Genomic DNA, 14,782 nt, shown 5'->3' on the forward strand with positions numbered 1-14,782 from the left:
GACCATCAGCGCTGCAGTGTCAGCAGGCCCGGCCGGTAGGGCAGGAGGCCGTAGTCACCGCCGGAGTTGGGGCTGCGTCCCTGGTAGAGGAGCTGCAGGTTGCAGGGGTCGACAGTCATGGTCTGGTCGGCGCTGGTGCGGATCAGTTCACCGTGGCTGATGTCGTTGGTCCAGGTGGCGCCGCTGTTGGCCTTGCCGGCGAAGGGGTTGCCCTCGGTGGCGGCCTGAGGAGTCCACGAGCCGTTGAGGCTGGTGGCGGTGAACGAGCGGAAGTAGCGGCCCTGGGAGCCGATCGCTTCGACGATCATGAGGTACTTGTTCTGGCCCTGGAGCTTGTAGACCTGGACGGCTTCGAACAGGTTGTTCGTGGTGTCGCTCATGATCACTGTGGAGTTGCTGCCGAAGCTGCCGGGGAAGTTGCCGATGGGCATGCTGGCCCGGTAGATCTTGCCGTTGTCGCCGGCGAAGAACAGGTACATGTTGGTGCCGTCACCGATGAGGGTCTGGTCGATGGGGCCTGTGCCGGAGCCGGAGATGCTGCCGGAGAAGAGCACCTGCTGCGCGGACCAGCCGTTGGGGTTGGTGGGGTCGCTGGAGGTGCGGTAGGAGAAGGCGGTGCCGCCCCACTGGTAGGCGAGCACCCAGATGTTCTTGGGTGCGAAGTAGAACAGCGTGGGCGCGACAGTGGAGTTCGACATCGTGTTCTGGCTGGCCGTGGCCATTTCGGACCAGTTGGTGAAGAGGCTGAAGTTCATCGAGCCCCACCTCGTGCCCGTGTCGTGCGTGGTGGCGTAGACGAGGTGCCGGCCGTTGTAGGGGGCGACGGTGAAGTCCTTGAGGGAGACCCAGCCCGCCTTGGGGGTGGCGAGGGGGCCTGTCGAGGTCCAGCGGTAGGTGGAGGGAAGATCGCACTCGCCGGGGTTGCCGCCGCCGTCCACGCGGACGAGCTGCCACTGCTGGTTGTTGCCGCCCCAGTCGTCGTACTGGACGATGTTGGCGCCGTCGGCGGTGGAGGCGCCCTGGACCTCCAGGGCCTTGTTGCTGTGCCGGGAGATGAACCGCACGTGGCCGTCCGAGCTGTCGGCCAGCCGCCACTGCTGGTTGGTGCCGTTGGTGTCGCTCCACTGCACGATCGCGCCGCCGTTGGCGGTGGAGAAGTTGTGCACGTCGAGTACCTTGCCGGAGTGGCGCGACTTGATGCGGTAGTAGCCGCCGCCGGAGTCGACGAACTGCCACTGCTGCTGGTTCTGGTTGTTCCTGGCCCACTGGGTGATGCGGGCGCCGTCGCTGGTGGCGAGGTTGTAGACGTCCAGGGCCTTGCCGCTGTTGCGGTTGACCAGGACGTACCAGGCGTTGGTGTCGACGGTGGCAGCGTTGGCGGGCTGGGTCTGCAGGGCGATGAACAGGCTCGCCAGTAAGGTGGCCACCGTCGCGAGGACGGACAGGGGTTTGAATGTCACGTCTGTTCCTTTCTGTCAGGGGGTGGTGAGGTCGAAGCGGCGTACGGTGACCGCGCCGCCGAGGGACTGGGTGGCGTAGTTGAAGATCCCGAAGCGGTAGCCCATGAAGAACTGCCAGGCGTTGTTCAACGTGAAGGCCGGGCCGAGACTCACGAACGTGCTGCCGTCGGTGCTGTAGGAGAAGCGGGCCTGCCTGCCGGACCCCGGCCGGATGTCGGCGTTGACCCGCAACCAGATCCGGCCGCCCGAGACGGCCGCGCTCGCCGCCTCGGTGCCGGTGCCGGTGGTCTGCCACGAGCTGTTCATGGTCAGGCCGTTCGTCATCACGACCCGGTTGACGCCGTTGTCACGCTTGACGCCGATCCAGGCCGACTGGTCGCGCAGCATGGCCAGCCCGGCGCGGTCGCCGTTGCTCATCTGCGAATAGTCGAGTTCGATCGTCGCCGTGGACGACGGGCCCTGGATGCGGTGGGTCAGCGTGTTGCGGGCGTTGTAGAGGTCGCCGGTGACGGTCGCGGTCTGCAGTCGCAGGCCGTTGCCGGTGGAGAAGCGGCTGGTGTCGGGGTTGTGGTTCCACTCCCAGCGGTGGCCGAGGCTGCCCGAGGTGAAGGTGTCGGGGCCGATCATGGACGCCACGGTGCGGCTGGTCTGGATGTTCGGCTTCGGGTAGGTGACCCCCCAGCCGCCGTTGACGGTCTGCACGGTCGGCCAGTCGCCGCTCCAGGTGATCGGCGCGAGCGCCGGGACCCGGCCGCCGGGGTAGGCGTCGACGAACGACATGTAGTACCAGTCGCCGTTCTGCGTCTGGACGAGCCCGCCCTGGTGGGGGACGCCGCCGCCGGAGATGGGGCCGGGCATGTCGAGCAGGACCTGGCGCATCTCGTACGGGCCCCACGGCGAGGTGGAGCGGAGCACGTACTGGCCGTTGGCGGGGCGGGTCAGCCAGATGTAGTAGTAGCCGTTCCGCTTGTAGAAGCGGGCGCCCTCCAGGGTGCCGACGCTGCTCGGGGTCTGGAACACCTGCTGGGCGCGCACCTGGCTGAGCCCGTCGGCCGAGAGCTGGGCGACGCTGATGGTGCCGTTGCCGTAGGCGACGTACATGGTGTCGTCGGTGTCGATCAGCAGGCCGGCGTCGTAGTAGCAGTTGTTGATCTGCGAGCGCTTGGTCCACGTGCCGTCCACGGCGGAGGCGGTGTAGACGTAGGTCCGGTTGAACTCGACGCAGCCGATCCAGTAGTAGGTGTTGTTGCTGGGCCGGTGGTTCAGGGTCGAGGCCCAGATGCCCTTCACGTACGCCCGGCCGCCGTTGAGGTCGTAGGCGCCCGAGCCGAAGTCGAGCCTGGGAACCGAGTGGCCGGCGTACTCCCAGTCCACGAGGTTGTAGGAGCGCAGGATCGGCGCGCCCGGAGAGTAGTGCATGGTCGAGGCCGAGTAGTAGTAGGCGTCGCCGACCCGGATGATGTCGCCGTCGGCGAAGTCCTGCCAGACGACCGGGTTGGTGTAGCCGCTGCCGCCGCCGTCCACGCGGACGAGCTGCCATTGCTGGTTGTTGCCGCCCCAGTCGTCGTACTGGACGATGTTGGCGCCGTCGGCGGTGGCGGCGCCCTGCACTTCGAGGGCCTTGTTGCTGTGGCGGGAGATGAACCGCACGTGGCCGTCCGGGCTGTCGGCCAGCCGCCACTGCTGGTTGGTGCCGTTGCCGTCGGCCCACTGCACGATCGCGCCGCCGTTGGCGGTGGAGAAGTTGTAGACGTCCAGGACCTTGCCGGAGTGGCGGGACTTGATGCGGTAGTAGCCGCCGCCGGAGTCGACGAACTGCCACTGCTGCTGGTTGCCGTTGTTACGGGTCCACTGGGTGATGCGGCCGCCGTCGGCGGTGGACAGGTTGTAGACGTCCAGCGCCTTGCCGCTGTTGCGGTTGACCAGGACGTACCAGGCGTTCGTGTCGACCGTCGCGGCCGACGCCGTGGGCGTGAGGAACACGCCCACGAGAAGCAGGGACGACAGAACCGCGAGCAGGCGCCTCACAGGAACCTCCAGAGGTTGTTGTTCGTGCCGTTGTCGTCGGCGAGCACGACCTGCGCGCCCTGCGACACGCCGGCCAGGCCGAGGACCCGGCCGCCGCCGGCGCACTGGATGCGGAAGGCGGCACCCGACCCGTAACGCAGCCGCCAGCGGTGGTCGGCGGTGCCGTTGTCGGCCCACTGCACGACGCGCGACCCGGCAGCGGTGCCCATGTTCTCCACGCCCAGCACCTTCTGGCTGTGGGAGTTGCGCAGCCGCAGGTAGCCGCCCGTGTCGACGATCGCCGTCCACAGGTGGTCGGCGGTGCCGGTGTCGCCCCACTGCACGACGAGCGCGCCGTCGGCCGTGGACATGCCGGTGACGCCGAGCACCATCCCGGTGCCGACGTTCTGGAGGCGCCGCGCGCCGTTCGGCACGAACCGCCACTGGTTGTCCGGGCGGCCGTTGTCGGAGTCCTGGACGACCTGGGCGCCGTTGGCCGTCGAGCCGTTCTGGATGCCGAGCAGCTTGGAGCTGTGCACGTTGCGGATCTTGACGGAGCCGTCCCCGGCGTCGGTGACCGTCCAGCGGTGGTCGGCGGTGCCGGTGTCGCCCCACTGGAGCACCCGGGCGTTGTCGGCGGTCGACATGTTCTCGACCCCGAGCACCTTGCCGCTGTGCACGTTGCGGAAGCGCAGGGCGCCGCCGTCGGTGACCGGGACCCAGTCGTGGTCGGCGGTGCCGTTGTCGGTCCACTGCAGGGCCAGGCCGCCGTCGGCGGTGGACATGTTCTGGATGCCGAGGGCCAGCCCGCTGGCCGCGTTGACCAGCCGGAAGCTCGCCGTGCCGGTGCCGCCACCGGTGTTCCAGTAGACGACGTAGTTGTGGTCGTGGGCGTCGTAGAACGGCGCCAGCCGCACCTGCGCCCCGTTGGCCGTGGCCGTGAAGGCCAGCGAGGAGGTGCTGGTCCGGGCGATCGAGGAAGGGGTGAGGGTGGGGGCCGACGAGAGGGCGGTGTTGCCGTAGTCGCCCGACAGCACGACAGGGCCGTAGGTGACGGCCTGCACGCCGGGGTTGTCGTTGGCGGCCTTCATGACCACCCGCATGGGCAGCCGCACGGTCACGGTGTCGCCCGGCGCCCACGTCCGGGTGAGGTCGGCGTAGGTGCCCGGCGTGGCGGCGATGTCCTGCTGGGCTCCGTTGACGCTGATCGTCGCGCCCTGGGTCCAGGCCGGGATGCGGATGCGCATCGTCCACGATCCGCCCACGTTGCCGGTGACCTGTAAGGACGTGGTGTCGCCGACCGGGTAGGAGGTGGACTGGGTGACGGTGATGCCGCGCTGGCTCCAGTCGAGCGTGGAGGGCACGAACAGGTTCACGAACAGCGTGGTGCCGTTGTGGAAGTAGATCGAGTCCATCAGCTTGGTGTTGGTCTCGATCCCGGTGCCCTGGCAGCACCAGAAGGAGTTGTAGTCCGTGCTCCAGGTGCCTCCGCCCCAGGCCGGGCCGACGCCCCGCCGCCCGCCCGGGTTGAGCGGGGTGAAGTAGGTGACGTGCCCGCGGGCGTCGGCCGGGTTCTGCTGCCCGATCAGGTGGTTGAGCAGCGCGTTCTCGTAGTAGTCGAAGTAGTCGGCCCGCGACGGCGACAGCAGCCACAGCTCCCGGGTCAGCTTGAGCATGTTGTAGGTGTTGCAGGCTTCGCCGGTGTCCCTGGTCAGGTGGGCGGCGATCGCGTCGGGGGCGCGGAAGTGCTCGGCCTGGCTGTTGGAGCCGTTCACGTACGTGTGCGCGCCGACGGTGATGGACCAGGCGTTGGCGGCGATGTCGCGGTAGCGGGTCGTGCCCGTCGCCTTGTACTCCCGGGCCGCCCCGATCCACTTGGGCACCTGCGTGTTGGCGTGCAACCCGTTGAGCCGGTCCTGGCCCGCGGCCAGCGGGTCGAACACGGCCGCGTGGTCGAACCTGCGGGCCGTGGCCAGCCAGCGGGCGTCGCCCGTCATCTGGTACAGGTCCGTCAGCACGGCGTTCATGCCGCCGAACTCGGTGCCGAGCATGGCCTGCATCTGGCTGGAGCTGAGCCGCGACGTGCGGGTGTCCACCCATCCGGCCAGGGCCAGCAGCACGGCCCTGGCCTGGGTGTTGCCGATCAGCCGCCAGACGTCCAGCAACCCGGCCAGGGTCTTGTGGATGCAGTAGTACGGCACGTTGCCGTTGCTCAGGGTGCGGTTCTCCACGGCCGTGATGTCCGACTCGGGGAAACCGGACAGGTAACCGCTGGTGAATCCGGCGGCGCCGTTGTTCGCCTGGCACCTGGCCAGCTCGGCCACCATGTAGGCGGCCTTGTCGCGGCAGGTGGTGTCGCCGAGTACGGCGTAGGCCTGCGCCCACGCCGTCAGGAAGTGGCCCTGCATGTGGGACCGGAACGGGAAGCTGGGTGCGTCCCAGCCGCCGTTGGCCGCCGCGCCGCCGGTGGAGAGCCGGTGGTTGGCCCGGAAGACGTAGAGGAGCCGGTCGACGTCGACGAAGCGCAGGTAGCTGAGGGTGCGGTTCTGGTTGTCCAGCAGGCGACCGGAGGTCAGCCGGACCTGGCCGAGATCGAACTCGTAGGCCGAGACGCCGATGTCGGATCTGGCCCAGGGGAGTGCGGCCAGCGCGGGGGACGCGCCGGCCACCTGGCCGGCGACCGAGAGCGCGGCGGTCGCGCCCGCGGCCTGCAAGAGCTGACGACGGCTCAAGGACATGCGGAACTCCTTGGGGATGGGGGGTGGTGACCGGCCGCCGCCGGTCACGAGTTCACCGGGTCTGGTCTCCGGCTCGCCGGTCAGGGCGGCCGGGGAGGAGACGCCGCCAGTGTGCGTGTTAGCGTTAACATCCCGTCGGTCGGGCCGGGAGGCCTTCCGCGGACTGCCCAGCAGGGCCGAACAGAGCGGGTGCCGGTCGCGACGAGTGTGCCGTCGCCGGGGATGAGAGGGGACATCCTGGGCTCCTTCACTGGATCGCGGACGGGGCCATCCAACTTGTTAGCGCTAACAACCAATCATGCAGAGCTGTGTGGCCCACTCCGTTGGGCGCGCTGTGGCGGAGTACATCCGACGGTCCGGTCCGGCGTCAACGAGGGGCACCCCTCGCCGGCTCGGACGTTGCCGTCGGAACGCCTCCCCGCCTGGAGTTTCGTCTCCACGGAGATCACGCCGCACTGCTCGTGCTTGTGAAAGTTTCACAGAAGTTACCAGATGGCAATGGGGTAATTTGCGACGGATGAGGGGTTAAGTTTCTGTCCGAGCATGGTTGACGGGCCGCAGTCAGGGCTTTACCTTCCTGCAGAGATCCGCGGTCCGTGACGCGGCGGAGAACACCCACCGAACGCGTCTGTGCTCACCCCGACAGAACGAGACGACGACGTTCACGAGCACCTTCCGCTGCCCGGAGACCAGTGCGTGGTCAGTGGCCCGGCGGAAGCGCTCCCGACGAAGCGTGCCGGTACCGGCGCATCCGTACCGGCCGGCTGACGGACGGACCACAACACCCTGCAGGGGAGCGAGAGTCGAGATGGCTGATTTATCGCGAAGGCAAGCGATCAGGTTCGGCGCGGCGGGGGCCGGAGCCGCGATGTTGCCGCTGGGATGGACGGCCGCCGCCCGGGCCGCCTCGGCGCCTCCCCGGGAGGTGAGCGCCGCGAACGATCTGGCCCTGTGGTACGACGAGAGCGCCGGCACCGACTGGCTGCGAGCGCTCCCGATCGGCAACGGCCGCCTGGGCGCCATGGTGTTCGGCAACGTCGACACCGAGCGGTTGCAGCTCAACGAGGACACCGTCTGGGCCGGCGGACCGTACGACCAGAGCAACCCCGCAGGGGCGGCGGCGCTGGGCCAGATCCGGCAACTGGTCTTCCAGAACCAGTGGGGCCAAGCCCAGACCCTGATCGACCGGAACCTGCGCGGAAGCCCGGTGGGACAGCTGGCCTACCAGACCGTCGGGGACCTGCGGCTCGGCTTCGGCAGCGCCGCCGGGGTCGCGGAGTACAACCGCCACCTCGATCTGACCACCGCCACCACGGTCGTGTCCTACACGCAGAACGGCGTCCGGTACCGGCGCGAGGTGTTCGCGAGCGCGCCCGACCAGGTGATCGCCATCCGCCTGACCGCCGACAGGCCGGGCTCGATCACGTTCTCCGCGACGTTCGGCAGCCCGCAGCGGACGACCCGCTCCAGCCCCGACGCAACCACGGTCGCGCTCGACGGCATCTCGGGCGACATGGAAGGAGTGGCCGGGTCCGTCCGGTTCCTGGCACTGGCCCGGGCCGTCGCCGACGGCGGCAGCGTCAGCAGCTCCGGCGGCACCCTGCAGGTCAGGGCCGCCAACAGCGTGACGGTGCTGGTCTCCATCGGCTCCAGTTACCGCAACTTCCGCGACGTCGGCGGCGACTACCAGGGCATCGCGCGACGCCATCTCGACGCCGCCACCGGCAGGAGCCACGACGACCTGCGCGCCCGGCACGTCGCCGACTACCAGCGGCTCTTCGGGCGCACGACGCTCGACCTCGGCCGCACCGCGGCGGCCGACCAGCCCACCGACGTGCGGATCGCTCAGCACGCGAACACCGACGACCCGCAGTTCTCCGCGCTGCTGTTCCAGTACGGCCGGTACCTGCTGATCTCCTCCTCTCGGCCGGGCACCCAGCCGGCCAACCTGCAAGGCATCTGGAACGATTCGCTCGCGCCGGCCTGGGACTCCAAATACACCATCAACGCGAATCTGCCGATGAACTACTGGCCGGCCGACACGACGAACCTGTCCGAGTGCTACGAGCCGGTGTTCGCGATGATCGACGAGCTCGCGGTCAGCGGCGCCCGGACGGCACGCGTCCAGTACAACGCCGGCGGGTGGGTGACCCATCACAACACCGACGCGTGGCGGGGGACGTCGGTCGTGGACGGCGCGTTCTGGGGCATGTGGCAGACCGGTGGCGCCTGGCTGGCCACCCTCGTCTGGGACCACTACAGCTTCACCGGCGACCTGGAGTTCCTCCGGCGGCACTACCCCGCGATGAAGGGCGCCGCGCAGTTCTTCCTCGAGACCCTCGTACCGGAACCGACCCTCGGCTATCTGGTCACCAACCCGTCGAACTCTCCGGAACTCGCCCACCACGCGGATGCCAGCGTCTGCGCCGGCCCCACCATGGACAACCAGATCCTGCGGGACCTGTTCAACGGCTGCGCCCAGGCTTCCCAGGCGCTCGGCGTCGACGCCGACTTCCGGGCGCGGGTCCTGGCCGCCCGGGACCGGCTCCCGCCGATGAAGATCGGCTCGCGCGGCAACATCCAGGAGTGGCTGTACGACTGGGTCGAGACCGAGCCCAGCCATCGGCACATCTCCCACCTCTACGGCCTGCACCCCAGCAACCAGATCAGCAAGCGGGGCACCCCGGCGCTCTACACCGCCGCGCGGCGCACCCTGGAACTACGCGGTGACGACGGGACCGGCTGGTCACTCGCCTGGAAGATCAACTACTGGGCGCGGATGGAGGAAGGCAGCCGGGCGCACGCGCTGCTCCGCCTCCTGGTGACGACGGCCCGCCTGGCGCCGAACATGTTCGATCTGCACCCGCCGTTCCAGATCGACGGCAACTTCGGCGCGACGTCCGGCATCGCCGAGATGTTGCTGCAGAGCCACAACGGCGAGCTGCACGTGCTGCCGGCACTGCCGCCGGCCTGGCCGAACGGCAAGGTGCAGGGCCTTCGGGGACGCGGCGGCCACACCGTGGACGCGACGTGGAGCTCCGGCGGGGCCACCGAGATCCTCATCAGGTTCGACCGTGACGGGACAGTCAACGTGCGCAGCCGGATGTTCGCCGGAACCTACCAGGTGGTCGACACCACGACCGGCGATACGGTCACCGTCGCCGAACCAGAGGACGACGTCATCAGGCTGACCGGCCAAGCCGGTCGTACGTACCGCATGACCGGGTCCGGCCCCGCGCCGGCGAGCTACGTGCGGATCGCCAACGCGACCACCGGCCTGGTGCTGGACAGCGGCGGGAACGTCGCCTCCGGGTCGAACCTCAAGCAGTGGAACTGGGACGGCAGCACCAACCTGCAGTGGCAGCTCGTGGACCTGGGCGGCGGCTGGTACCGCATCGTCAACCGCACCAACGCCATGGTCATCGACAGCTGGGGCAACACCGCCAACGGCGCCAACGCCCGGCAGTCGGCCTGGAACGGCGGCGCCAACCAGCAGTGGCGCCTCAACAGCACGGGCAACGGCCGCCACCAGATCATCAATCGGGGCACCGGCACCGCCCTGGACGGCATGGGCAGCGGCACCGCCGGCTCCACCGTCGCCTTGTGGACGCCGAACAGCAGCACCAACAACCAATGGACGATCACCGGCGTGTGACCGCCGGGCCGCCCGACCCGCTCGGCGGGCGGCGGCATGGCCGCACGGCGACCACGACCGGTGACCGGGCTCCTGTCGCTGAGCCCGGTCACCGGCCGCGCCGATTCCGTCCTGGCGCTGTGAGGCTACGCGGGGTTGTAGGTCCACTTCTGGTTGCTGCCGCCCCAGCAGCTGTAGAGCTGCAGCCCCGTGCCGTTGCCGGTGCCGCCGCCGACGGCGTCGAGGCACAGCCCGGACTGCACGCCCACGATCGTGCCGTCGGAGTTGACGCGCCACTTCTGGTTGTCGCCACCCCAGCAGGAGTAGATCTGGACCTTGGCGCCGTTGCCTGTGCCCCCGGCGTCCAGGCACTTGTTGCCGTACACCCTCAGCTCCCCGGCCGAGGTCTGGGCCCACTGCTGGTTGGACTGGCCGTTGCAGTCCCACAGCTGCACCCCGGTGCCGTCGGCGGTGCCGGCGTTGGGCACGTCCACGCAGCGGTCGGCGGCCGTGCTCCTGATCTGGCCCTCGTCGCCGCCGGGCGTCGGTGTCGTGGTGCCGCCGTTGAGCGCGTTGAGCACCGCGGTGTAGGCGGGCTTCTTGTTGCCGTTGCCGTCGAAGAGCAGCGGGGCGGCGCCTGCGCCGAGCCAGGAGTCGCTGTCACGAACGCCCCAGACCGTGATGCCGGTACAGCGCGGCACCGCCAGGCAGTCGTTGACGACGTTGGCGTACGTGGTGGCCGAGCCGCCCTGGATGTCCAGCTCGGTGATCTGCACGTCGACCCCCAGCGCGGCGAAGCTCTGGATGGTCGTGCGGTAGTTGCTGTTGTAGGGGCTGTTGCTGTTGAAGTGCGACTGCAGGCCCACGCAGTCGATCGGCACGCCGCGGGCCTTGAAGTCCCTGACCATGTTGTAGACGCCCTGCGTCTTGGCCCAGCTCCAGTTGTCGATGTTGTAGTCGTTGTAGCACAGCTTGGCGGCCGGGTCGGCGGCGCGCGCGGTGCGGAAGGCCACCTCGATCCAGTCGTTGCCGGTGCGCTGGAGGTTGGAGTCACGCCGGCCGCCGGAGTTGCCGTCGGCGTAGGCCTCGTTGACCACGTCCCAGGCGTAGATCTTGCCCTTGTAGTGGCCCATGACGCCGTTGATGTGGTTGATCATCGCCTGGCGCAGGGAGCTGCCCGACAGCTGCTGCATCCAGCCCGGCTGCTGGGAGTGCCAGGCCAGGGTGTGCCCGCGCACCCGCTTGCCGTTCTGCACCGCCCAGTTGTAGACCCGGTCCCCGGCCGTGAAGTTGAACTGCCCCCGGTTGGGCTCGGTGGCGTCGATCTTCATCTCGTTCTCGGCCGTGATCATGTCGAACTCGCGGTTGGCGATCGTCGTGTAGGCGGAGTCGCCGAGCCTGCCCGAGGCGATGGCGGTGCCGAAGTAGCGGCCGCTCTGCGCGGCCGCCGCGCCGAGGGTGCTCGCCGCGGCATCGGCCGGAATCGCCGTCGCCAGTGCCGTGACCAGGCCGAGTGCGCCGAGCGCGCCGGCGATCAGCGTCCGGCGGTGTCCGCCGAGCGGCCGTCGGGCGGTAGGTGGGGACATGGCGTTGACACGCATGCTTGAGCCTCCGTATGCGAATCAGGGGGAAGGGTTCGTGCGGGACACCCCCGGGGGACCGGCGCCGCGCCCCGGCGGGGCGCACACCACAGGCGTGGGGACGGCGGTCTCCCTGCTGAGCACCACCGAGCCGGTAGGGGAGATCACCTCGGGCACTCAGTGTGGGAATGTCGCCGAAAATTGTCAAGGATGTAGTGAAAACTTTCGGGAGCGCCAGGCGCTGGTCGTCCCCATTGTGCTGGCTCAAGGTGCGACTTGCTGCACTTGAAACTTTCGGCCGGTGTCGGCGGGCAGGGCTGTGGTGAAAGTTTCACGGCGAGGCTCTCGCTGGTCGGCTGCGGCAAGAGCCGAAAATCCGAGGTGAGCGCGCCCCGCCGCCGCCTCCTTTGGCCGGCTGCAAGCTAAGGCACTCTTGACAGTACCTTTCTGCCTCATATTTGCTCCGTCCCGCCACCACCTCCACACCGGCCCGGGGATATCTCGTCCAGCCAGCGCCATTGTTAGCGCTAACAGCGGAGAGGCGGAACAATGAAGCGAAGCGAATCGCAGCGAAGGCACGCGGGCGCCGGAGCCGCCCTGGCGGCCCTGATCACGGCGGTGGTCACCGCGCTGTCCCTGTTCCTCACGGCCGCGCCGCAGGCGTCGGCGGCGGTCCTGACCGAGGTGACGAACTTCGGGGCCAACCCCGGCGGCCTGCGGATGTACCTCTACGTCCCCGACAGGCTGGCGTCCCAGCCGGGCGTCCTTGTGGCGATGCACGGCTGCAACGGCTGGGCGCCGGGCTTCCACCAGGGAACCGAGTTCGCCTCGCTGGCCGACCGGCACGGATTCATCGTCATCTACCCGCAGGCGAACAAAAGCGCCAACGGCATGTCGAACTGCTTCGACGTGTGGTCGAACGAAGCCCTGCGCCACGGCGGCGGCAGCGACCCGGTGTCGATCGTCTCCATGGCGAACCACGTGCTGCAACGCTACAACGGCGACCCGCAGCGGGTCTTCGCCACCGGCTTCTCCTCCGGCGCGATGGAGACCCTCAACCTGCTCGCCACGTACCCGGACGTGTTCAAGGCCGGCGCGCCGTTCGCGGGCGTCCCCTACGGTTGCCTCGGGCCCGCCGGGTGCGGCGACAAGACGCCGCAGCAGTGGGGCGACCTGGCGAGGAACGCCTACCCCGGCTACACCGGGCCCCGGCCGCGCGTGATGGCCTGGCACGGCACCGCCGACTCCGTGCTGCCCTACACGATGCTGCAGGAAGAGGTCGACCAGTGGACGAACGTCCACGGGCTGAGCCAGACCCCCACCTCCACGGACAGCCCGCAATCCGGGTGGACCCGGCGGGTGTTCGGTTCCGGGCAGGTCGAGGCGTACACCATCACCGGAGCCGGTCATGATCTGCCGCGGCCGGGGATGGCCGCGCACGCCATCCGCTTCTTCGGCCTGGACGGCGGCTCGTCCACCACGACGCCGACTCCACCGCCCGCCGGCCAGATCAAGGGGGCCGGCTCCGGGCGCTGCCTGGACGTGCCCGGCGCCGCCACCGCCGACGGCACCGCGGTGCAGCTGTGGGACTGCAACGGAGGCGGCAACCAGCAGTGGGCCGCCACCTCGGCCGGCGAGCTCCGGGTCTACGGCAACAAATGCCTCGACGCGGCCGGCACCGGCAACGGCGCCGGCATCCAGATCTACTCCTGCCACGGCGGCAACAACCAGAAATGGCGGCTGAACGCCGACGGCACCATCACCGGCGTGCAGTCCGGGCTGTGCCTGGACGCCGTGGGCCAGGGCACCGCCAACGGCACCCGGCTCCAGCTCTACTCCTGCCACGGCGGCGCCAACCAGCGCTGGACCCGCACCTGACACGCCGCTAAGGATCCTGAAAGGTGATCATGAAAGTTCGGTTCGGTGCCTCACCCGGGCGCGGGGGGCTTGTGATCATGATGCTGCTCTGTGTCATGACGATGATCCCGGGCACGGCCAGGGCGGACAACCCGATAGTCCAGACGATATACACCGCGGACCCCGCTCCACTGGTGCACAACGGCCGGGTCTACCTCTACACGGGACACGACGAGGACGGCTCGACGTACTTCACCATGAAGGAGTGGCGGGTCTGGTCGTCGGCGGACATGGTGAACTGGACCGACCACGGCTCGCCGATGAGCGTGGCCACCTTCAGCTGGGCGAGCGCGGACGCGTGGGCGGGCCAGGCCGTCCACCGGAACGGCAAGTTCTACTGGTACGTCCCGGTGAAGGACCGGGCGAGCGGCCAGATGGCCATCGGCGTCGGGGTCTCCAACAGCCCCACCGGGCCCTTCACGGACGCCATCGGCCGCCCCCTCGTCAGGAACGGGGAGATCGACCCCTCGGTCTTCATCGACGACAACGGCCAGGCCTACCTGTACTGGGGCAACCCCAACCTCTGGTACGTCAGGCTCAACGCCGACATGATCTCGTACTCCGGCAGCCCCACCCAGATCCCGCTCACCACCGCGGGCTTCGGCACCCGCACCGGCAACCCGAGCCGGCCCACTCTGTACGAAGAGGGCCCCTGGGTCTACAAGCGCAACGGCCTCTACTACAACGTCTTCGCCGCGAAATGCTGCTCGGAGTTCATCGGTTACTCGACAGCGCCCGGCCCCACCGGCCCCTGGACCTACCGAGGGACGGTCATGCCGACGCAGGGCAGCAGCTTCACCAACCACCCCGGCGTCATCGACTTCAACGGCGGATCCTACTTCTTCTACCACAACGGCGCCCTGCCGGGCGGTGGCGGCTTCACCCGCTCGGTGGCCGTCGAGAAGTTCACCTACAACGCCGACGGGACCATCCCCACGATCAACATGACCACGACCGGAGCGCCCCAGGTGGGCACGCTGAACCCCTACGTCCGCCAGGAGGCCGAGACGATCGCCTGGGAGTCCGGCGTGGAGACCGAACCCTCCGGCGAGGGCGGCATGAACGTCGGGTGGATCGAGAACGGCGACTACATCAAGGTCAAGGGTGTCGCCTTCGGCTCCGGCGCGACGTCCTTCAGCGCGCGGGTGGCCTCGGCGACCAGCGGTGGCCGGATCGAGCTCCGCCTGGACGGGGTCAACGGCATGCCGGCGGGGACGTGCACCGTGCCGGGCACCGGCGGCTGGCAGACGTGGACGACGGTCACCTGCCCGGTGAACGGCGCGACGGGCACCCGTGACCTGTACCTCAGGTACACCGGCGGCGGCGGCTACCTGTTCAACGTGAACTGGTGGCAGTTCACCGGCACCACCCTCCACGCCGGGACGACGGCGGGCACCGGCGCTCTCTCCCCCGACGACGCCTCGTCCCAGCAGTCCTGAGCCGATG

7 protein-coding genes are annotated in these 14,782 nt (G+C 69.1%); 3 read left to right on the forward strand and 4 right to left on the reverse strand.

Annotation, left to right across the window (positions count from 1 at the left end):
* Positions 1 to 5 precede the first annotated feature (5 nt).
* The 3 genes from ACBJ32_RS31890 to ACBJ32_RS31900 are packed head-to-tail and all read right to left on the reverse strand — an operon-like array spanning position 6 to position 6,205.
* Positions 6 to 1,460 carry a non-reducing end alpha-L-arabinofuranosidase family hydrolase gene (locus ACBJ32_RS31890; protein WP_375129872.1) on the reverse strand — a complete coding sequence of 485 codons (1,455 nt, stop codon included), beginning with the start codon at positions 1,458 to 1,460 and terminating at the stop codon, positions 6 to 8.
* Between the two features lie 15 nt (positions 1,461 to 1,475).
* Positions 1,476 to 3,488 carry a family 43 glycosylhydrolase gene (locus ACBJ32_RS31895; RefSeq protein WP_375129873.1) on the reverse strand — a complete coding sequence of 671 codons (2,013 nt, stop codon included), beginning with the start codon at positions 3,486 to 3,488 and terminating at the stop codon, positions 1,476 to 1,478.
* Positions 3,485 to 6,205, reverse strand: coding sequence for a beta-L-arabinofuranosidase domain-containing protein (locus ACBJ32_RS31900; RefSeq protein WP_375129874.1), 2,721 nt, complete (start codon positions 6,203 to 6,205; stop codon positions 3,485 to 3,487). The genes ACBJ32_RS31895 and ACBJ32_RS31900 overlap by 4 nt, the downstream gene beginning before the upstream one ends.
* An 808-nt stretch (positions 6,206 to 7,013) precedes the next feature.
* Here ACBJ32_RS31900 and ACBJ32_RS31905 point away from each other — a divergent pair.
* Positions 7,014 to 9,860, forward strand: a complete 2,847-nt coding sequence (locus ACBJ32_RS31905; protein ID WP_375129875.1) for a glycoside hydrolase N-terminal domain-containing protein — start codon at positions 7,014 to 7,016, stop codon at positions 9,858 to 9,860.
* 125 nt (positions 9,861 to 9,985) lie between these two features.
* On the opposite strand, the gene ACBJ32_RS31910 is transcribed toward ACBJ32_RS31905, so the two are convergent.
* Positions 9,986 to 11,440, reverse strand: a complete 1,455-nt coding sequence (locus tag ACBJ32_RS31910; RefSeq protein WP_375129876.1) for an endo-1,4-beta-xylanase — start codon at positions 11,438 to 11,440, stop codon at positions 9,986 to 9,988.
* A 528-nt stretch (positions 11,441 to 11,968) separates the two neighbouring features.
* Here ACBJ32_RS31910 and ACBJ32_RS31915 point away from each other — a divergent pair.
* Together ACBJ32_RS31915 and ACBJ32_RS31920 are read left to right on the forward strand one after the other, a co-directional pair.
* The gene (locus ACBJ32_RS31915) at positions 11,969 to 13,297 is read left to right on the forward strand and encodes a PHB depolymerase family esterase (RefSeq protein ID WP_375129877.1); all 1,329 of its coding nucleotides are present in this window, start codon (positions 11,969 to 11,971) and stop codon (positions 13,295 to 13,297) included.
* Between the two features lie 95 nt (positions 13,298 to 13,392).
* Positions 13,393 to 14,775 (forward strand): glycoside hydrolase family 43 protein, encoded by a 1,383-nt coding sequence (locus tag ACBJ32_RS31920; RefSeq protein WP_375129878.1) that lies wholly within the window; start codon positions 13,393 to 13,395, stop codon positions 14,773 to 14,775.
* Positions 14,776 to 14,782: the final 7 nt, after the last annotated feature.

Origin of the sequence: Nonomuraea sp. GTA35 (assembly GCF_041950525.1) — a bacterium.
Classification (GTDB): Bacteria; Actinomycetota; Actinomycetes; order Streptosporangiales; family Streptosporangiaceae; genus Nonomuraea.